Here is an 18947-nt window from a genome sequence, read left to right on the forward strand (position 1 = left end):
GTTTAAATATAGTCAATTATGCGTTTCTTTCAAAGTGATGACTAGAAAAAGTAGATGCAAAATAGGATAAAAATAAAAAGTCTGTCGATTTTCGACAGACTTTTTTTATGTTTTGAACGGTATAATTCAGTTGTGAATTACAAGTGGATTACTTCTCCGTAAGCATCAGCAACAGCTTCCATTACAGCTTCACTCATTGTTGGGTGAGGGTGAACGGCTTTCAAGATTTCGTATCCAGTTGTTTCTAGTTTACGAGCAACAACGGCTTCAGCAATCATATCTGTAACACCAGCACCGATCATGTGGCATCCTAACCATTCTCCGTATTTTGCATCAAAGATTACTTTTACGAATCCGTCAGGTGTACCACCAGCTTGTGCTTTTCCAGAAGCTGAGAACGGGAATTTTCCAACTTTGATTTCGTATCCTGCTTCGATTGCCTTTTTCTCTGTTAATCCAACAGAAGCAATTTCAGGTGTAGCATACGTACATCCAGGGATATTTCCGTAGTCTAATGGTTCTACATGGTGACCAGCAATTTTTTCAACACATAAGATTCCTTCTGCAGAAGCAACGTGTGCTAAAGCTTGTCCAGGAACAACGTCTCCAATTGCATAGTATCCAGGGATATTCGTTTGGTAGAAATCGTTTACTAAAATTTTATCGCGGTCTGTAGCAATTCCTACTTCTTCTAAACCGATGTTTTCGATATTTGTTTTGATCCCTACTGCTGATAAAACGATATCCGCTTCGATGATCTCTTCTCCTTTAGCTGTTTTTACCGTCGCTTTTACTCCTTCACCTGTAGTGTCAACTTTCTCAACAGAAGCATTTGTCATAACTTTGATTCCAGCTTTCTTCAATGAGCGCTCGAATTGTTTAGAAATATCTTCATCTTCTACCGGAACGATGTTTGGCATAAATTCAACAACAGTAACATCAGTTCCCATTGCGTTATAGAAATAAGCAAACTCAACGCCAATTGCACCTGAACCTACAACAATCATTTTCTTTGGTTGTTTTGCCAACGTTAAGGCTTGACGGTATCCGATTACTTTTGTGCCATCTTGTGGTAAGTTTGGCAATTCTCTAGAACGAGCTCCTGTTGCGATGATGATGTGGTCTGCGGTATATTCCGTTACTTTGCCATCTTTATCTGTTACGTCAACTTTTTTTCCAGGTTTTACTTTTCCAAATCCATCGATAACTTCAATTTTGTTCTTTTTCATTAAGAATTGAACACCTTTGCTCATTCCAGCAGCAACTCCACGTGAACGTGCAACTACAGCATCGAAATCTTTATCAACTTCTCCATTAATTGTCAAACCGTAGTCAGAAGCATGCTTCAAGTACTCAAAAACTTGTGCAGATTTTAGAAGTGCTTTCGTAGGAATACATCCCCAGTTTAAGCAAATACCTCCTAAGTTTTCTCTTTCAACTACTGCTACTTTAAAACCTAATTGAGAGGCTCTGATTGCAGTAACGTACCCTCCAGGGCCACTTCCTAAAACAATAATATCGAATTTCATATGTATGTATTTCTATATTTTACGCTACGAAAATAATCAATTATTTCCGTACTTGAAACTTTCGAGTTTGAAAAGTTGATGGACTGTAAATTATAGAATTATAAATTGAACTTCTTAGTCTATGTGTTTTAGCGTATAATTTGTAAGTAATAGTTTAAATTGTTGTATATCTTCTAATACAATAGAGACTAACAGAAATAAAAAGCGTGAGATTATGGAGAAATCTCACGCAATGGTAAAATAATAAAACAATTGAAGTAATAGGCGATTACCAATAGCCTAGAAGTTTCCACCACAGGCCTCCGAAGATAATCCAAATGAACAAGTTTACAAGACTAATAATAAAGCCGACTTTCCACCATTCTGCAAGTGTTGTATAACCGGCGCCAAATATAATGGGAGCGGTTCCCGTACCATAATGGGTCAACGACATCATAAGGGAGGACGAAAACCCGAGGAGTAAGGCTAGTAGCATAGGGGGTGTTCCCAAGGCGATTCCTGCAGCAAAAAAAGCGGCAAACATCGCTGTAATATGGGCGGTTGTACTGGCAAAAAAGTAGTGTGAATACACGTATACGAGTAGCAGGATCAAGGTGCCAGTAATCCAATTGACTCCAAGGTGGTTAATTCCAGTACCAACGGTTTGGGCCAACCAAGAGACGAGCCCTAGTTTGCCTAAAAAGCTGGCCATCATCACAAGGGCAGCAAACCAAACGATGGTATCCCAAGCGCCTTTATTTTTGAGAATATCATCCCAGGTGAGTACGCCCGTTGCCAAGAGGATGGATAAACCAATAAAAGCAGCAGTTGTTGGTTGTACAATAAAATCATCTCCCAAGAACATTGCGGGAACACCAGCCCAAAGCAAGAGCAGCAGCACAAAGACACTCAATGTGATTTTTTCAGGTAGTGAAAAAGGTCCTAGTGTTTTCAACTGTGCTTTCGCAAATACAGGAGCGTTTGGAGTTTTCTTAATTTCGGGTGGACATATTTTATAAATAACTATAGGCATAATCAGCAGTGAAAAAAGTGCTGGTACAAAAGCAGCTATAGCCCACATTCCCCAAGATAAGTGGAAACTCGCACCGGTTCCTTCATAGATCAAACTGACAATTAAAGGATTGGGAGCGGTTGCTGTAATAAACATCGCAGAGGTAATGGGATTGGTATTGTAGTTGACTAAGGATAGATAACGGCCAATGCGCTTTCTCAACTCTTCCGTTGGACTCGATCCAAAGCTCTCAGAAATGGAACGCATAATGGGATAGATAATTCCACCTCCACGAGCCGTATTACTCGGGGTAACAGGTGCTAAAATCGTTTCTGCAAAGGCTAAGGCATAAGCGATACCCAGCGTTTTTTTGCCGAATAAAGAAATGAGAAAGTAGCCAATTCGAGCGCCTAATCCCGTCTTACACAAACTAATAGAAATCATGATTGAAATACCGATTAGCCAAATTAAATCATTAGAAAATCCACTTAACGCATCAACTAAGGCTGCTCTGGAGTTTCCCGGATTAGTAACACCCGTTACAGCAACTAAGGCGATAGCACCAATAGAAACAGCGCCAATGGGCAAAGCCTTGCCTATAATGGCAGCAATGGTACCTACAAATAATGCCAGTAAATGCCAAGCATTAGGGGCTACACCTTCGGGAACGGGAATGCAAAACCAAATAAGTAGGGTTAGCGACACAGCGATTGCAGTGGGGATTGGTTTGATCGGTTCTAATGTATAAGCCATCTTCAATTTTTTTTAATTCAACGGATGCATGCTTTATCTCGGAAGACTATAAACGGTACATTTCCTTGATTTACATCTGAATACTATTTTTAGTATCTACCAATAAATAGACCAAACTTAATTTTTGTCTTGTTTTTTTTGAATAATGAAACTTTTACACGAGCAGAAAACAAAAAAAAAAAAGATCTGTATGCAAACAGACCTCTTTTGTATATTTGTAAAGGGCAGGAATTAAGCTGATTCAACTGCCTTAAATTGAGATTCATATAAGTTTCTATAGTAACCATTTTCATAGGTTAACAACTCTTGGTGGGTTCCTTTTTCCACAATTTTCCCTTTATCCATCACAATAATGACATCGGCGTTTACGATTGTGGCTAAACGGTGGGCAATGATAATAGATGTTTGATTGTGAGTGAGGTAATCCGTTGCTTTTTGAAGTAATTCTTCTGAATGTGAGTCAATGGAAGAGGTTGCTTCATCGAGAATCAAAATACTTGGTTTACTTACATAGGCGCGCAAAAAGGCGATTAATTGACGTTGACCAGAAGACAACATAACCCCGCGTTCTTTTACGTCGTAATCATATCCACCAGGTAAATTGACAATAAAATCGTGAATGCCGATTTTCTTAGCTGATTCAATAACAAATTCTCTTGAAATAGCGGGATTGTGTAGGGTGATATTATGGAGAATACTATCGCTAAACAAGAAGACATCTTGGAGTACGATAGCAATTTGCTGACGCAGTGAAGCTAGTTCAAAATCGTGTATATCAATACCGTCAATTTTAATTTGACCTGCATTGATATCGTAGAAGCGGTTGAGTAAGTTGATAATGGTTGATTTTCCAGCTCCAGAAGAACCTACAATTGCAACGGTTTGACCTGCTTTAATTTGAAGGTCGATGCCTTTTAAGACTTCCACTCCTGGAATATAGCTAAAGTGTACGTTACTCAAGGAAATATCACCTTTGAACGACGGTGCTATAATGGTTCCGTTATTTTCAATTGTCTCGTCCATTTCCAGCACTTCAAACACGCGTTCTGCCGCAATGATTCCCATCTGCATGACGTTAAATTTATCCGCAATTTGACGCAAGGGGTTGAATAGCATACTGATTAGCATCGTATAGGCAAATAAATCTCCAAAGGTAGTGAGGTTGTCCCCTTGAACAATAGACATCCCGCCGTACCAAATCACAAGCCCTAAGGTCAATGAGGATACAATATCCGCTATAGGAAAGAAAATGGAGTTATACAAAATGTTTTTCAACCAAGCTTGGTTGTGCTTTTCATTAATTTCTTTGAATTTTTCATATTCAATCTCTTCACGAGTAAAGAGTTGTACAATTTTCATTCCTGAGATTCGCTCTTGTACAAAGGTGTTGAGGTTGGCAATTTGCGTGCGCACTTCCTGAAAGGCAGATTTCATTTTGATTTGAAAAACACGAGTGGCGTAAAGCAAAATAGGCATGGCCAATAAAACAATACAGCTGAGCTTCCAGTTCATGTAGAACATAATCGCCAAGACCACAAACATTTTTAGCAAGTCGCTGACAATCATAAACAAACCTTGGCTAAAAATACTAGCGATGGATTCAATATCTGAAACCGAACGCGTTACTAATTTACCAACAGGTTCATTGTCGAAATAGCGCATGCGAAAAGAGATTATTTTTTTGAATAATTTTTCGCGTATGTCTTTGACGATATCTTGTCCCAACCAACTAGCCCAATAGGTAAACAAAAACTGAAAGGTCACTTCCAAAATCAAGACAATAGCCATTAGTCCAACATAGAGTAGAAGACCATTTTGATCTTTGGGTTGTACGTATTGGTTTACGGTTTCTTTGACCATATATGGACGAGCCGCAGCAAAGATTGATAAAGCAATAGCAAAGAAGATTACCCAACGGAATCTACTCTGATAGGGTTTGGCATATGCTAATGTTTTGCGTAAGGATATGGAGTTTAGTTTTTTCATAAATAAGGGTAACCTACTTTTGTTAAAAATAAGCCTTTTCCGGGAACTGAGAATCCTGCCTTTCCACGGTCTTTGCTTTCGATGATTGTTCTGAAATCATCAAGGGTGATTTTGTGTAATCCCACGTTGATCAATGTGCCGACAATAGCGCGTACCATATTGCGCAAGAATCGGTTAGCTTGTATGGTGAAAACCAATTGATTGTCGTTGATATAGGTCCATTCCGCTTTGTGGATGGTGCAATTAAACGTGAAGACATCTGTATGAGTCTTTGAAAAACACTCGAAGTCTTCGTATTCAAATAAAATTTGAGCCGCTTGATTCATCAGTTCTACATCCAAATGTCGGTGGTGATAGTAACTCAACGGGTGAACAAACGCATCTTTAAATAGATGCATATGGTATTCGTAGGTTCGATCTGTCGCATCAAAACGAGCATGTGCATCAGCTGGGACATCGTGAAATTGGTATACCACAATATCAGCGGGTAAAAACGAATTCATTTTTTGAATCAAAACCGATTTATCCAAGGGATCTTCGCAGTCAAAATGCGCAAACATCTGCTTGGCGTGTACACCTGCATCTGTTCTACCTGCTCCAGTGAGTTCAATCGGTTGGCGCAGTAAGGTCGAAATAGCCTCGGTTAACGTTTGCTGTACAGTAGGTGCATTAGGTTGTAATTGCCAGCCGTGATAGTTCGCACCATTATACGCAAATTCGATAAAATATCTCAAAATAGGTCTCGTTTTAAGCCTACAAATATACTTCAAAAATAGGAAATGGAAAACCGAAACACAGGGAAGGTTGATCGAATATCAAAACAAATATAAGGGCACAGAACTAAAGAGAGATTTGTTGTTTGTGTGGATTGTCATTTAAACAGTAAACAAAACGCCACAGCATAAACAAAATCAAAAAGCAAACGATAAAGTAGCGAAATAGTTTTATTTTTACTTTTTGAAAACGATACCGATCATGAGAACAATAAAAAAGGTGGTAGTAGGCTTCTTGTTGGGGGGACTATTTACTGCAGCTCAAGCCCAAGATTTTAACCAATATTTCGAGAATAAAACCCTGAGATTGGATTATATTTTTGGAGGAAATGTCGATCAGCAGTATATCTTGTTAGATGAATTAGTCCGCTATCCAACTTGGGCAGGGAGAACTCATCACCTGAGTGAAAATCCACTTAGAGGAAATGGACAAGTGCGCCTATATGACCAAGCAACGAATCAGCTGATCTATAGCACGAGTTTTAGTACGCTATTTCAAGAGTGGCTATCAACAGAAGAGGCAGTAACGACGACGAAGAGTTTTGAAAATGTTTTTTTAGTTCCGTTTCCAAAGCAACAAACCAAAGTAGAAGTTGTGCTATTTGATGAAAATGGAAGAGAGAAAAGTACGTTAACCCATGTGATTCAACCCCAAGATATGTTGATTCACGACAAGGGAATAGCGGAGGTAACGCCACATGAATACCTGCATCAGGCCAAAGACAGCGACAAGGCAATTAACGTAGTATTCCTTGCAGAAGGCTATACTGTAGAACAAATGGATCAATTTATCGATGCCGCAAAAGTTTCTGTTGAGGAAATACTAAAGCATCAACCATTTGGTCAATTTAGTGATTACTTTAATTTTATTGCTGTAAAAAGCCCATCTACTGATTCTGGAGTTAGTGTACCTCGTAGTGGCGATTGGAAGACAACGGCTGTTGAATCAAATTTTGATACGTTTTATTCTGCGCGTTATTTAACGACAAATCGCCTGAAAAAAGTACATGATCTCCTTGCAGGAATTCCGTATGAACACATTATCATCCTTGCGAATACCGATGTGTACGGCGGTGGTGGAATATACAATTCCTACACTTTGACTACAACGGGACATGCGGATTTTAAACCTGTGGTTGTGCATGAGTTTGGACATAGTTTTGCGGGATTGGCAGACGAGTACTTTTACGAACAAGATGTATTGAGTGAGTTTATTTCCAATCAAACAGAACCTTGGGAGCAAAACATAACCACGTTAAAAGATTTTGATTCCAAATGGAAAAAACTGTTGAAAAAAGGGACCCCTATACCTACTCCTGTGGACCAGGCAAAGAAATACCCTATAGGTGTTTACGAAGGATTAGCAGGGAATGGAATTTACAAAGGAGCGTTAGAATGTCGTATGCGCACCAATCAATACGATAAATTCTGTGCCGTTTGTCAACAGGCAATCGAAAAGTTGATTCAGTTTTACCTTGATTAATAGTTGTATAAAGAATAGTACCATTGAAAAAAATATTATTGCTATCCGATACCCATAGCTGTATGGATGCGTCGATTTTAAAATACGTCAAGCAGGCCGATGAAGTTTGGCATGCAGGAGATATTGGAAATCTTGCAGTTACCGATGAAATAAAAAAGTACAAACCCCTGCGTGCTGTTTATGGCAATATAGACGATGCAGAAGCACGTATAGAATTTCCAGAAGAGCAACTTTTTGTTTGTGAGGGGATGAAAGTGTATATGATTCACATTGGTGGTTATCCTGGGAACTACCGCACCCAAGTAAAAAATCAATTGAGAAGAGAAAAACCGGGATTGTACATCTGCGGTCATTCCCATATATTGAAGGTACAATACGATAACGAACATGGGGTATTGCATTTAAACCCTGGTGCTGCGGGTATTAGTGGTTTTCACCAAGTGCGTACCATGTTGCGATTTGTGTTGGATCAAGGGAGTATAAAAGATTTAGAGCTGATTGAATGGCCGAAAAACAAAAAAACCGAACAAATATAATTGTTCGGTTTTTTTTACGCACTAATAAACTAAGATGTTAGGTTTATCGCAAACGATCCACAGATTTTACAAGATCTTCATCCTTCTTGATGGCTTTGTTTGCTAATACAAGCAACACGATAGAAACAATAGGGAGGAACATCCCAATACCTTTCTCAGAAACGATTTCTGTCGCTTCTCCAGATACAGTTAGTGTTCGATAAACAAATAATCCTAATAGTATAACGTTTAATATCATAGTCAGTCTGTTGCAAACAAACTGTCGTTGTCTATTTTTGTAATTCATGATGCTCACAACGGTTAACGCAGCAGATGCCCCAAAAAGGAATGTAAATGAAGGGAAAAACATAAAGTAAACTTCCTCTTGCTTTGCATTGTACCATAAAGGAAAAACAAAGGGTAATACACCTAGTGCAATAAGCACTAGAATCATATATACGGTTTGAATTCGCTGTAACATGATGATTGATTTTCTGTAACTCAGACAAAAGTAAGGTTTCTTTTTTATAAAAACCTATTAAATATTAAAAATAATTCGTATTATTGCAACAGTTATGTCGTAAGTACTTCATAATACGACACTTCTACTAACAAAAATTCCATTCTTATTTTTAAGACACAACTCATTTATTTATAATCTATAAACATTTATATGTTTGACATTTCCCAATTAGAAAAAATGAAGGTTTCTGACCTTCAGGAGATCGCGAAGAAGGCTAAGCTGACTAAGGTGTCGACTTTAAAAAAAGGAGAGTTAATTGAACGAATATTAGCGGTTCAAGCTCCAGCAGAAGTTAAGGCAAAAGCGGCCAAGCCTGTTGCGCAAAAAGAAAAACCGGTTCAAGCCGAGGCAGTGCAACCAGCTCCGGCGGCAGCTACTCCAGTCGAAAAAACAAGACGTCCAAGACTTGCTAAGCAAACAACAGAGGTGGGAATAACACCAATGGAAGGGAAACAAGAGAAGAAGACTGAATCCGCAGCACGCAAATCGATTGAAACTTCAAATGAAGACACAACGGAAGAACGCGTGGCTGTACAAACAGAATCAACTGCAGATTCCAAAGTAGAGGCAAAGAACAATCCGCGTGACAATCGCAAGGATTTTGCACAAAAGAAGAAAAACGACAATACCAAGCGCGATTTTCAAAAACGCGACTTCAAGAATAACAAAAAACAACAAGGAGAAGAACAACGTCAAGGTGTTGCTCCTGATACTGCAAAAAGCGAAACTGAATCTTCAGTTGTAAACGACCAGCCTGCTGTTGAACAAGAAAACAAAAGACAGCATCAAAATCAACAAGGCAATAGAAATCAACAGCGCAATCAAAATCAAACTAACAACAATAACGCTCAACAAAAAAATAATTTCAGAGAACCTGATTATGAGTTTGATGGTATTATTGAAAGTGAAGGCGTATTGGAAATGATGCCTGATGGATACGGGTTCTTGCGTTCTGCTGATTACAATTATTTGTCATCTCCTGATGATATCTATTTGTCTCAATCGCAAATTCGCCTTTTTGGTTTAAAAACAGGAGATACCGTAAAAGGAGTGGTTCGCCCTCCAAAAGAAGGAGAAAAATTCTTCCCTTTAGTACGCGTATTAAAAATTAATGGGCACGACCCTCAAAGTGTGAGAGATCGCGTTTCTTTTGAGCATTTAACCCCAATTTTCCCTACAGAGAAATTTAAATTAGACGGCGCTAGAAGTACAACTTCAACGCGTATTATGGATATGTTTGCCCCAATTGGTAAAGGACAACGTGGAATGATCGTTGCTCAGCCAAAAACGGGTAAAACCATGTTGTTGAAAGATGTAGCTAATGCAATTGCAGCGAATCACCCTGAGGTTTATTTGATCGTTTTATTGATTGATGAGCGTCCAGAAGAGGTGACAGATATGCAACGCAGTGTTCGTGCTGAAGTGATTGCTTCAACCTTTGATGAGCCAGCAGAACGCCACGTAAAAGTAGCTAATATTGTCTTAGAAAAGGCCAAGCGTTTAGTCGAATGTGGGCATGATGTAGTAATCTTACTAGATTCTATCACGCGTTTAGCTCGTGCGTATAATACGGTACAGCCTGCATCAGGAAAAGTATTGAGTGGAGGGGTAGATGCTAATGCACTACAAAAACCAAAACGCTTCTTTGGAGCGGCGCGTAATATCGAGAACGGTGGTTCCTTGAGTATCATCGCTACGGCTTTAGTGGATACGGGATCTAAAATGGATGAGGTGATTTTTGAAGAATTCAAAGGAACAGGGAATATGGAGCTTCAATTGGATAGAAAATTGGCAAACAAGCGCATTTACCCGGCTATTGATATTACCTCTTCAAGTACACGTCGCGATGATGAATTACTCGATAGAGATGCCTTACAACGCACTTGGACAGTTCGCAAAGTAATGGATGATATGAATTCTATCGAAGCCATGACATCGATTATTGACTCGATTAAAAACACAAAAAACAACGAAGAGTTTTTTGGTGAAATTCAAGGATAATTAGTGATTTTGAATATAATTGAAAAGAGGGCATTCCAAAGCGAATGTCCTCTTTTTTTATTTTTGTTGGGTGTGTTTGTTATATAGTTTATTATTTTTGCGCCTAGAGAATACTGTGAATACCCATACGATGATAAAAGTTGCTTTACTATTACTGGTCTTATTGCTCGACTACCTAGGGTATCGCTATGGTCATTCGTACCTGTCGTCACAAGGTAAAGCGAAACAAATTAGAAGCAATGCACTTCAAAAAACATGGGCAGAAAAAAAAGCAAAACTCCAAGAAAAAACACAGCAACTCGAAAAGGAAATGAAAGAGGAAGAGGAAGACTTTGACGATTTGATCGATAAAGAAACCTTCAATTTTTTACTCATTGGCGCTGTCGCTACTGTTCTGTTTTTGGTTGTAGGGTTGTTCACGGGAAATCCCCTCTATTTTTATTTGCTTATTTTCTTGATTACCACCTTGGTTTATATCTACTACAGTAAATTGCAATAAAAGCGAAGCAGTAAAAAAAGTTTACCCAAATAAGAGGCGCAGAACGCGCGGTCTTGAATGGATAAACTTTTAGGTACATGATGCAGGAGTTAAAAAACGACCTGCTCTATGTAGATGTAATGATTAGTTAGCTTATTATTGACGTGTTTCAAACACAACTTCTTCTAATACTCTGTCAGGAATGCTAGGATCAACATAGATAGGATCGAAATCGCTACTAGGATAGGGGATCATATTGATCACACTCACAGGTTCTTGTGGTGTGCCTGGATAGTTTTGTTTTAATACGTTAATTCGATTGTTGATCCAGGCCATTGTATTTCTTCCTGTTTCTTTGTGTAGCATTTGCATCATCTGTGGACCGTTACCATTGTTTCTCAGTTTTTTCCAAACAACAATTTCGTAGTCATATTGTTTGAAATATTTATAGATCTGGTCTGTACGATCGCTTTCATTTGCAAAAGTCGTTGCTCCACATCCCAATACCAGGGCAAGAGTAAAAAGTGATTTTTTCATAATTAAATATTTTTGGTTCGATTGGTTATGTTAAAATACGCTGTTTTTTTAGGTTAAAAAATAAATCTGCTAACTTTAGCATAAAGTACAGTTTTTCTGTACTTGGCGTTTAGTTCTCGTAGAAGGAGTGCTTTATACCACAAAGGGAGATGTAATACAAAAGCAAAGGAGAAAAGCAGCTCGTCTATCTTTTAGTACTCGCACGCTATGACTATGTCGACATTCGCCAAATATGGGGTAATTCAGTTGTTAGAACCTACTTCGCTCTTGGAGTATTTTGAAGAGTGAAAGTCCTTCTATCACTAAGGGATTGCGCATTCATCAAAAAAAAGATAGAAAAAACTTTCAGGCTAAGCTACTCTCAATTAATTGATTAATAAAGCAAACAAAAAAAACCTCCATTTTTTTGTTGATCTAGTTTGGTTTTACAGAATATCGTCTTATATTTGCACTCGCAATAAGCAACAAGGCCACGTGGCGCAACTGAATAGCGCATCTGATTACGGCTCAGAAGGTTGCAGGTTTGAATCCTGCCGTGGTCACAAAATAATGGCGATGTGGCGCAACTGAATAGCGCATCTGATTACGGCTCAGAAGGTTACAGGTTTGAATCCTGTCATCGTCACAATAAAGAAAACCTTATACATTTGTATAAGGTTTTTTTATGCAATAAAGCCAAATTATATATATTTTTTTATATTATTATATAAAATTAAAAAGTAATTCGTATGTTTGTCGTGCAATAGTCGTGCAAGATTTACCACTCTTGACTATTACAACAATTACAATGTCAAACAAAAACCCTATTACAATGGCTACAATTAAGTTTCTACTTAGAGGGAAGTCTAATCCTTCGGTTTTGTACTTAAGATTCTTACATACAAAACAAATAGATATTTTCTACAGAACACAAATTCTTATTGATCCTGCTCATTGGGATGCTAAAAAGGAACAGATAAAAAATATTAGCGCTGTTAAAAACAGAAATGAGTTAAATATAAAACTTAACGAACTTCAAGTTCACATTCTAACAGAATTCAATAATTCATACATACAAGGTGAAATAATTGATAAAGCCTGGATTGCTAGTAAAGTAAATGAATTCTTTAATCGTCCAACTTCAGAGAATAATTTTCAAATAAAAAAAGAAGAAGTTTATTTAACTTCTTTCGCTACGTGGTGGATTGAAAACAAAGCTACAAAACACAAAGTAGCTGCCGATAAATATATGAACGATAAGTCTATTAGTCATTATAGTAGATTAAGAGATTTATTAATTGAGTTCGAAGGTAATAACAAAATCAAGTTAACAGATATTGACAATAAAGTATTAGACAATTTTAGTAGCTATCTTTCAAATGATAGAGGATTTTCTGAAACAACAGTACACAGACACGTTTCTCGCGCTAAATTCTTTTGCGAAAGAGCTGAAAAGATGAATTTAAAAGTCAATAAAGGTTATAGAGAAATAGTATATATCAAAAAAACAGAAACACCATATAAAGCACCATATCTAAATACAGATGAAATAAACAAGATTTATAATCTTAAAATAAATGACAAGAAAAAAGAGGCTATTAGAGATAATTTTATAATTGGCTTATGGACCGGAATGCGTGTATCAGATTTCTTAACTAGATTATCAATGAACGATATTCAAGGAGATTTTATAAATATCAAGACTTTCAAGACCAATCATAGCGTAACAATACCATTACATCCACAAATCAAAGAAATACTTAAAAAATGGAATGGACTACCTCCAAAAACCTTTGAACAAGAATTCAATAGAGAAATTAAAAGTATTTGTAAATTAGCTAATATTACAAATATGATAACAGGTGGTAAGATAAAAACTAAAGTTGATAATTCAACAGGAGAAGATACCGTTCGAAAAGAAGTTGGAGAATACCCTAAATACAAATTAGTATCTTCTCATATTTGCAGAAGATCTTTTGCAACAAATCACATTGGGAAATTACCAAACAAAGTAATAATGGATGTTTGTGGCTGGAAGTCGGAAAAACAAATGTTAGAATATAACAAACAGACAAATTTAGAAAGCGCTAAAATATTAGCAGAGTTCTGGAAACAACAAAATATATAATTATGTCAGACAAAAAAATAATTGAAAACCCAGCAGAAAGAATTAAAATGCTTGCTGATGAATTAAGAGTTCCCGTAAGTCATTTAGGTGCAAAATTAGGACATAACAATAACGCTACTGTAAATTCTATCATTTACGGAAAAACAGCAACCATAACTAACGCATTTGCAGATAACGCAATTGAACACATACCCGAAATAAATTATCTTTTTTTATTAAAAGGCGAATTACCTATTTTAAACAATAACGACACAACTACTCAACTGCAACAAAATATGCTCGGAAATAATGGAGATATTACAATGCAGCAAATTATAGCTAAACTTGATGTAATTTCTAAAACACAGATAAAAATTCTAAAAGAAATTGAAGAATTGAAAAAAAACAAATAATATAGTTTTTATATAATTATATAAAATATTTTATATATTTGTACCAATCAATTAGACGTGGTAATCTGAATTGATTTAGGTTATATGTCTTAATTGATTGCCTTAAAAAACCTCCAACAGCTTACCACGTCGCTGATTGGAGGTTTTTTTATGCGTTCTACGGCTCGATTTCGAAAACCTCATAATATAAAGTCAAGAAGAAATGAAAGGTTGCTTGACAGGTCATTGCAAGAGACAGACCACCAAGGGCAGTACTAACAATCTGCAAATTGTCTCAAATTACAACATTGGTAGTTAGACGTAGTTGTATGTTTTAGATGCGCGTATTTTCCTAACGAAGCAGATAAATAAAACACAATCCTGGCTTTTCGAGTTATATATATTTAGTATCAAATATTCTCGGATTGCTTAAGGATAATTGTGTTTTAGCCACAACGTTTTAGCCTTCAAAGCAGTTATAAATATCAAGTATTACTTATAATATAACTTACCCTTTTTTTTAAAAAAACTACTCAAAAACACCCCCAATTCAAACAAGTGTTAACAAAACTAAGCAAGTGCTTCGTTAAATTGAAATAAACCATACCATGTCAAGTAGAGAAATTGCTACTATGACTAGAAAAAGACACGATCATGTTATGCGTGACATTAGATCAATAGAGGTTAATTTGGAGAGTCCAAATTTGGACAGTCTATGGAAATCAAGCGTTTACACTATTTAATAAGTGGCTTTTTGTTTTATTTATTTAGTGATAAACTATATTAATACTCAATCTTACACGCTGTTCTTCCTGCGTTTCTCGCTTCGTTTAAACTAACTTTATAAATACTTGTAGAACAGTTACTCAATCCCCTACATTTGTTTGATTTGTGATATTTCTTACTTGATTTACCTTTGCAAATATAAACTTCTTGTTGACTTGAAAAAGAAAACAAAAACACAGATAACAAGCCGATTAAAAGTGATTTTTTAGCCATTATTTAATTTATCTTTTTTTTACTTTCTAAAGTTAATACATCTCCAGTTCTTGTATCAAGCATCATTTTACTATCAACAATATGTGTATATCTACCATTTATACTATTCAAATATCCTATTATTGAAAAAGATACAATTGCTACAATAAATAATATAATTTTTATTTTCTCGTATTTAGTCATAATTATAATCCATTTTTATTTATCCATTTCAAAAACTCATCATACTTTAACTGACCATCAATAGACATCTTATTATTACCTTCTTCAATGCCTTTAAGCTCCATTTTCATACCTTTTAAATATTTATTATAGTAAATATTACCATAACCGTCCTTCACAGAATTTAAAACAATAGTATCTACTTTTTCAGCTTCATCTATGGCGTATTTAAGATATTCTTTTATTAGTAACATATCCTTTGAAGATACTAATAACGTTGTATCTTTATTTACTAATTGTATCCGTTTATTATTCCATTCAATAGATTTTTGTAAATGCTCTACATTTCTTTCGATAGATTCTTTTTTAGAATATTCTTTTTTTTCATTGCAAGAATAAAACGTTACAAAACAAATTAGGTATAAAAAAGCTCTTTTCATTTAAGAAATGTATATGTTAACAAAAACCAAATATAAACAAATAAAAAATGCGATCTAAACAGACCGCATTAATTTGACTTATTTAAAAACTTCTCTTTATTACATTGAATATCTGATACACATCATTTGCCGAGTATTCAAAAGGTTTATGTTCTGGGTTTCTACTAAGCAAAGTAAATTTCCCCGTTTCTTTATTATAACCTCCAATATCTTTATGCATAATACCCGATTTGGTTACGAAAATCAGACCATATTTAGTACTATGCAAATTATCCCAAAACTGACGACCAACTTCACGAGCTAATATTTCAGAACCTCCTGGGGTATCGTCTAGCATTCCTCCGTTCATACTTTCTCCCTCGCTTACAAAACAAATGTAATTTCCTTTCGCAATATGATCAGCTTTAAATCTTATGTATTCAAAACCATTAACACAATTCATTTCATCTTGATAACATTCAATATATGAAGCATAAGCAGGAAAAGGAACTTTCAATACTTCTATTTCGATTCTACCATTAGGATACAAATAAAATCTATTACCATTAGAGTTAGTAAAAACCTCTACTTCATCATCAAGATAATCTGTGTCAAGAACAAATACGCTATTATGAGTTATTTTAGAATCAGCACTACTATTATGAATTGGTTCTCCTACTAATGATTTAGTTAAATCAACAAACATCTCTCCTATACCTTTTAATTGATATTCTACAGAAATATTGTACAAATCACATAATTTTAATACAACATCAATACCTACATTCTGTCTTCCTGATAATACTTCAGACATATTATTAGCTCTTAAACCTAAATTATCTGCCAGTTCTTTTTTAGAAGAAACCATATGGCTATTCAACAGATAATCAACAGTTTTGATAAAATTATTATTAATAAATTCTTTAATATTTTTCATAGCAAAATAATTTGATTCAGAAATTATGTATTATTTATTTTGTTATACAGAATTTCTGTATATATTTGTAACAACAAAACACAACACAAGTCTACCCTTTCAAAAACAAACTTGTGTCGTGACATAAAAAGCTCTTTGACATATTGGGAAACAAACGTCTTAATTTAGTTTGTAAACTATTGACGTAGTTCACTATTTTAATTCGCTTTGTTTCAAAACGCCACGAGGGGCGTTAATACCTGTCAAAATTTAAAAACTTTTCAAACTATCGCTTTTACGCAATAATTCGTATAACAAAAATACGGATTAAACAGATATGTAACAGCGAAGTGTACAAATATATTCGTTAAAATTTTCTTAAATACAAGTATTTATGGAACACATATTCCAATATAACAACCAAGACGTAACATTTCAATTAGGGAGTGGAGATGTAATGGTTAACGCAACACAAATGGCTAAGCCCTTTGGAAAGACAACTAAAGATTATCTAAGAACACAAAGTTCTGATGAATTAATATCTGCTTTATCCGCTAGGCTAAAATGCCTACCGACTGATTTGCTGATAGTTAAGAATGGTGGTACTAATCCAGGTACTTGGATGCATGAAGATATCGCTCTTGATTTTGCTCAATGGTTATCAATCGATTTTAAATTGTGGTGTAATGACAGAATTAAAGAGTTATTACAAAAGGGAGTTGTTACAATAAATAATGACGACGAAACTATTGCACAAGCATTAAATATTCTACAAAAAAGATTAGATGCTAGTAAACAACAGCTTCAAATACTTGAAGGTCAAAACACAATTCAAAGAGAAGAAATAAAAATTCTTTCTCCAAAAGCTGAATATACAGACAAAGTATTACAATCTACCTCTACATTAACAGTGAATCAAATAGCTTTAGAATTAGGTATAACCAGTATAAAACTAAATAGAATACTAGCAGAGAGAAAGATTCAGTATAAACAAGGTGGAATTTGGTTATTAACAGCTAAATACAGAGATATGGGTTATGCTGAGTTAAGAACTTTTACAAGTTTAAATCAAGAAACAAAAGAGCAAAAAACTTATTCTAACACTGTATGGACAGAAAAAGGAAGATTATTTATTCATCAATTATTAAAAAAACCAGCATAATGAAAAAAACAAATAAACATCCAAACTTTGGAGATATGCCATTTTCTGAAATTGAGAAATGGGAAAAAGAACAACCTGTAATAGTAATGCTCGATAATGGAGATAAAAACTGTATTGCGTTTTTAAAATCAGAATCATTTACAGGTGAAAATCCCGAAAGAGATTCGCTTGTTATCCTAATTAATAATACCAGAGATAAAAACACATCGATATTTTCATACAATCAAATCCAACGCTTAAAACAATTTTTAAACGAACACTTTTAAACAAATAAAATGACACAGAACATCATAGATACAGATATAGAGCAAATCGAATTATTAACTTACACAGAAGTATGTGCTTTAATGGGTATTAAATCAACTACTTTTTACCGCTTCTACAACAACAAGTTAACTGCTTATAGAAATGCAGAAAGACCAGAAGACAAGAAAAAGTATTACGACAAAAAAGAGGTTGTAGATTTAATTGAAAGTAGAAAAAAAATACCTACTAGAGTTGTAATTGAAAGAAAAGCGACAGATAATGCTTAATCTTTTATCCGACCTTATGACTGCACTGGGTATTATGGTAGCTACCCTTTGCTTTATTCTCCTTTGCCTACCTAAGCAAAAAACAAAGTAGTCTTATGAATGCTACACCTTATATCGAAAATGGTAAATGGAAACTTTTTGATAAAACATATACCGAACAATCAGAAGCCGACAAAATTCTTTTTGACGGCTTTTTTAATACCATTAGAAAACACTTAGCATTTTTTAACCCTATGCAAGAAAGAAAAGAATACACAGTATTCGTTTTTTATAGATACGGCGACCACGTCGACTATGCAGAAATAAAAGTAATAGCTAGTTCAGAAGAAGAAGCTTTAAACAAAGCGAGTTTACCACCTCGCTTCAAAATTTATTGTAAAGAATTAAAATAACGGGAAACATGTCAGATAATAAAAACCTACCGCAAACTTTTAGCCTTGAAAACTTTAATGTAAACGCCTTAGAGGAAGTAAAAAACAAAAGAGAATTGCAACTTCAAATCATAAAAGATAACCCTTACATCGAAATTACGGATAACGAAACTTTTACAACAGCAAAAAAACACAGAACTGCTTTAGTTACATGTAAATTCTGGTGAAAGTGACCAGTATATTCTGGTTTAAAGTGACCAGTGTAAATGAGGTTTAAAAGCACGGTCAAAAAGTAGTTACTAAAGTACTAAAATAATGGTGTTATTGTTTCCTTTTTT

The 18947-nt window shown here is 35.3% G+C and carries 21 protein-coding genes and 2 tRNA genes; 14 read left to right on the plus strand and 9 right to left on the minus strand.

Annotation, left to right across the window (positions count from 1 at the left end; genetic code table 11):
* Window positions 1-137: 137 nt before the first annotated feature.
* The 4 genes from lpdA to truA form a co-directional block, all read right to left on the minus strand.
* Window positions 138-1529, minus strand: coding sequence for a dihydrolipoyl dehydrogenase (gene lpdA, locus H4K35_RS09820; protein ID WP_182627447.1), 1392 nt, complete (start codon window positions 1527-1529; stop codon window positions 138-140).
* Window positions 1530-1797: 268 nt separating this feature from the next.
* Entirely contained in the window at window positions 1798-3273 is a 1476-nt protein-coding gene (locus tag H4K35_RS09825) for a DASS family sodium-coupled anion symporter (RefSeq protein ID WP_182627449.1), read from the minus strand.
* 231 nt (window positions 3274-3504) lie between these two features.
* Window positions 3505-5259 (minus strand): ABC transporter ATP-binding protein, encoded by a 1755-nt coding sequence (locus tag H4K35_RS09830; protein ID WP_182627451.1) that lies wholly within the window; start codon window positions 5257-5259, stop codon window positions 3505-3507.
* Window positions 5256-5993, minus strand: coding sequence for a tRNA pseudouridine(38-40) synthase TruA (truA, locus tag H4K35_RS09835; RefSeq protein ID WP_182627453.1), 738 nt, complete (start codon window positions 5991-5993; stop codon window positions 5256-5258). The genes H4K35_RS09830 and truA overlap by 4 nt, the downstream gene beginning before the upstream one ends.
* A gap of 241 nt (window positions 5994-6234) precedes the next feature.
* Here truA and H4K35_RS09840 point away from each other — a divergent pair, with 241 nt between their 5' ends.
* On the plus strand, window positions 6235-7515 hold the full coding sequence (locus H4K35_RS09840) for a M64 family metallopeptidase (protein WP_182627454.1): 1281 nt from the start codon (window positions 6235-6237) through the stop codon (window positions 7513-7515).
* 23 nt (window positions 7516-7538) lie between these two features.
* Window positions 7539-8051, plus strand: coding sequence for a metallophosphoesterase (locus tag H4K35_RS09845; protein WP_182627456.1), 513 nt, complete (start codon window positions 7539-7541; stop codon window positions 8049-8051).
* A gap of 43 nt (window positions 8052-8094) precedes the next feature.
* On the opposite strand, the gene H4K35_RS09850 is transcribed toward H4K35_RS09845, so the two are convergent.
* On the minus strand, window positions 8095-8511 hold the full coding sequence (locus tag H4K35_RS09850; protein WP_182627459.1) for a DUF4293 domain-containing protein: 417 nt from the start codon (window positions 8509-8511) through the stop codon (window positions 8095-8097).
* Between the two features lie 192 nt (window positions 8512-8703).
* On the opposite strand from H4K35_RS09850, the gene rho reads away from it, so the two are divergent.
* A complete protein-coding gene (gene rho, locus H4K35_RS09855) occupies window positions 8704-10554 on the plus strand; it encodes a transcription termination factor Rho (protein WP_182627461.1) in 1851 nt (616 codons plus the stop codon).
* Window positions 10555-10684: 130 nt separating this feature from the next.
* Window positions 10685-11053: a hypothetical protein gene (locus H4K35_RS09860; RefSeq protein ID WP_182627462.1), complete on the plus strand. Its 369-nt coding sequence runs from the start codon at window positions 10685-10687 to the stop codon at window positions 11051-11053.
* A 135-nt stretch (window positions 11054-11188) separates the two neighbouring features.
* Here H4K35_RS09860 and H4K35_RS09865 read toward each other — a convergent pair whose 3' ends face one another.
* Complete coding sequence (locus tag H4K35_RS09865) at window positions 11189-11569, minus strand: hypothetical protein (RefSeq protein WP_182627464.1); 381 nt, start codon at window positions 11567-11569, stop codon at window positions 11189-11191.
* Between the two features lie 468 nt (window positions 11570-12037).
* Between H4K35_RS09865 and H4K35_RS09870 the strand changes: the two genes are divergently transcribed.
* The 5 genes from H4K35_RS09870 (at window position 12038) to H4K35_RS15915 (ending at window position 14790) form a co-directional block, all read left to right on the plus strand.
* Window positions 12038-12111, plus strand: a tRNA-Arg gene (locus H4K35_RS09870).
* Window positions 12112-12120: 9 nt separating this feature from the next.
* Window positions 12121-12194, plus strand: a tRNA-Arg gene (locus tag H4K35_RS09875).
* A gap of 186 nt (window positions 12195-12380) precedes the next feature.
* Window positions 12381-13676: a site-specific integrase gene (locus tag H4K35_RS09880; protein ID WP_182627466.1), complete on the plus strand. Its 1296-nt coding sequence runs from the start codon at window positions 12381-12383 to the stop codon at window positions 13674-13676.
* Between the two features lie 2 nt (window positions 13677-13678).
* Window positions 13679-14068 (plus strand): XRE family transcriptional regulator, encoded by a 390-nt coding sequence (locus tag H4K35_RS09885; RefSeq protein WP_182627468.1) that lies wholly within the window; start codon window positions 13679-13681, stop codon window positions 14066-14068.
* Between the two features lie 587 nt (window positions 14069-14655).
* On the plus strand, window positions 14656-14790 hold the full coding sequence (locus tag H4K35_RS15915; RefSeq protein ID WP_220497681.1) for a Rha family transcriptional regulator: 135 nt from the start codon (window positions 14656-14658) through the stop codon (window positions 14788-14790).
* 259 nt (window positions 14791-15049) lie between these two features.
* Here H4K35_RS15915 and H4K35_RS09895 read toward each other — a convergent pair whose 3' ends face one another.
* The 3 genes from H4K35_RS09895 to H4K35_RS09905 form a co-directional block, all read right to left on the minus strand.
* Window positions 15050-15229: a hypothetical protein gene (locus tag H4K35_RS09895; RefSeq protein WP_182627469.1), complete on the minus strand. Its 180-nt coding sequence runs from the start codon at window positions 15227-15229 to the stop codon at window positions 15050-15052.
* 2 nt (window positions 15230-15231) lie between these two features.
* Window positions 15232-15648: a hypothetical protein gene (locus H4K35_RS09900; RefSeq protein WP_182627471.1), complete on the minus strand. Its 417-nt coding sequence runs from the start codon at window positions 15646-15648 to the stop codon at window positions 15232-15234.
* A gap of 82 nt (window positions 15649-15730) precedes the next feature.
* Window positions 15731-16564 (minus strand): helix-turn-helix transcriptional regulator, encoded by an 834-nt coding sequence (locus tag H4K35_RS09905; RefSeq protein WP_182627473.1) that lies wholly within the window; start codon window positions 16562-16564, stop codon window positions 15731-15733.
* Window positions 16565-16937: 373 nt separating this feature from the next.
* Here H4K35_RS09905 and H4K35_RS09910 point away from each other — a divergent pair, with 373 nt between their 5' ends.
* From H4K35_RS09910 to H4K35_RS09930, 5 genes are all read left to right on the plus strand, one after another.
* Window positions 16938-17705 (plus strand): phage antirepressor KilAC domain-containing protein, encoded by a 768-nt coding sequence (locus H4K35_RS09910; protein ID WP_182627475.1) that lies wholly within the window; start codon window positions 16938-16940, stop codon window positions 17703-17705.
* Window positions 17705-17971, plus strand: a complete 267-nt coding sequence (locus tag H4K35_RS09915; protein ID WP_182627478.1) for a hypothetical protein — start codon at window positions 17705-17707, stop codon at window positions 17969-17971. The genes H4K35_RS09910 and H4K35_RS09915 overlap by 1 nt, the downstream gene beginning before the upstream one ends.
* A 9-nt stretch (window positions 17972-17980) precedes the next feature.
* Window positions 17981-18238 carry a hypothetical protein gene (locus H4K35_RS09920; protein WP_182627480.1) on the plus strand — a complete coding sequence of 86 codons (258 nt, stop codon included), beginning with the start codon at window positions 17981-17983 and terminating at the stop codon, window positions 18236-18238.
* Between the two features lie 95 nt (window positions 18239-18333).
* Window positions 18334-18630, plus strand: a complete 297-nt coding sequence (locus H4K35_RS09925; protein WP_182627499.1) for a hypothetical protein — start codon at window positions 18334-18336, stop codon at window positions 18628-18630.
* Between the two features lie 8 nt (window positions 18631-18638).
* Window positions 18639-18836, plus strand: coding sequence for a hypothetical protein (locus tag H4K35_RS09930; protein WP_255492422.1), 198 nt, complete (start codon window positions 18639-18641; stop codon window positions 18834-18836).
* The last annotated feature ends 111 nt before the right edge of the window (window positions 18837-18947 follow it).

Origin of the sequence: Myroides sp. NP-2 (assembly GCF_014145665.1) — a bacterium.
Classification (GTDB): domain Bacteria; phylum Bacteroidota; class Bacteroidia; order Flavobacteriales; family Flavobacteriaceae; genus Flavobacterium.

Excerpts from the sequence above, each read along its gene's own strand:
- lpdA (WP_182627447.1), bottom strand. The coding sequence starts at position 1,529 with ATGAAATTCGATATTATTGTTTTAGGAAGTGGCCCTGGAGGGTACGTT.
- H4K35_RS09825 (WP_182627449.1), bottom strand. The coding sequence starts at position 3,273 with ATGGCTTATACATTAGAACCGATCAAACCAATCCCCACTGCAATCGCT.
- H4K35_RS09830 (WP_182627451.1), bottom strand. The coding sequence starts at position 5,259 with ATGAAAAAACTAAACTCCATATCCTTACGCAAAACATTAGCATATGCC.
- H4K35_RS09840 (WP_182627454.1), top strand. The coding sequence starts at position 6,235 with ATGAGAACAATAAAAAAGGTGGTAGTAGGCTTCTTGTTGGGGGGACTA.
- H4K35_RS09850 (WP_182627459.1), bottom strand. The coding sequence starts at position 8,511 with ATGTTACAGCGAATTCAAACCGTATATATGATTCTAGTGCTTATTGCA.
- rho (WP_182627461.1), top strand. The coding sequence starts at position 8,704 with ATGTTTGACATTTCCCAATTAGAAAAAATGAAGGTTTCTGACCTTCAG.
- H4K35_RS09860 (WP_182627462.1), top strand. The coding sequence starts at position 10,685 with ATGATAAAAGTTGCTTTACTATTACTGGTCTTATTGCTCGACTACCTA.
- H4K35_RS09865 (WP_182627464.1), bottom strand. The coding sequence starts at position 11,569 with ATGAAAAAATCACTTTTTACTCTTGCCCTGGTATTGGGATGTGGAGCA.
- H4K35_RS09880 (WP_182627466.1), top strand. The coding sequence starts at position 12,381 with ATGGCTACAATTAAGTTTCTACTTAGAGGGAAGTCTAATCCTTCGGTT.
- H4K35_RS09885 (WP_182627468.1), top strand. The coding sequence starts at position 13,679 with ATGTCAGACAAAAAAATAATTGAAAACCCAGCAGAAAGAATTAAAATG.
- H4K35_RS15915 (WP_220497681.1), top strand. The coding sequence starts at position 14,656 with ATGTCAAGTAGAGAAATTGCTACTATGACTAGAAAAAGACACGATCAT.
- H4K35_RS09895 (WP_182627469.1), bottom strand. The coding sequence starts at position 15,229 with ATGACTAAATACGAGAAAATAAAAATTATATTATTTATTGTAGCAATT.
- H4K35_RS09900 (WP_182627471.1), bottom strand. The coding sequence starts at position 15,648 with ATGAAAAGAGCTTTTTTATACCTAATTTGTTTTGTAACGTTTTATTCT.
- H4K35_RS09905 (WP_182627473.1), bottom strand. The coding sequence starts at position 16,564 with ATGAAAAATATTAAAGAATTTATTAATAATAATTTTATCAAAACTGTT.
- H4K35_RS09910 (WP_182627475.1), top strand. The coding sequence starts at position 16,938 with ATGGAACACATATTCCAATATAACAACCAAGACGTAACATTTCAATTA.
- H4K35_RS09915 (WP_182627478.1), top strand. The coding sequence starts at position 17,705 with ATGAAAAAAACAAATAAACATCCAAACTTTGGAGATATGCCATTTTCT.
- H4K35_RS09920 (WP_182627480.1), top strand. The coding sequence starts at position 17,981 with ATGACACAGAACATCATAGATACAGATATAGAGCAAATCGAATTATTA.
- H4K35_RS09925 (WP_182627499.1), top strand. The coding sequence starts at position 18,334 with ATGAATGCTACACCTTATATCGAAAATGGTAAATGGAAACTTTTTGAT.
- H4K35_RS09930 (WP_255492422.1), top strand. The coding sequence starts at position 18,639 with ATGTCAGATAATAAAAACCTACCGCAAACTTTTAGCCTTGAAAACTTT.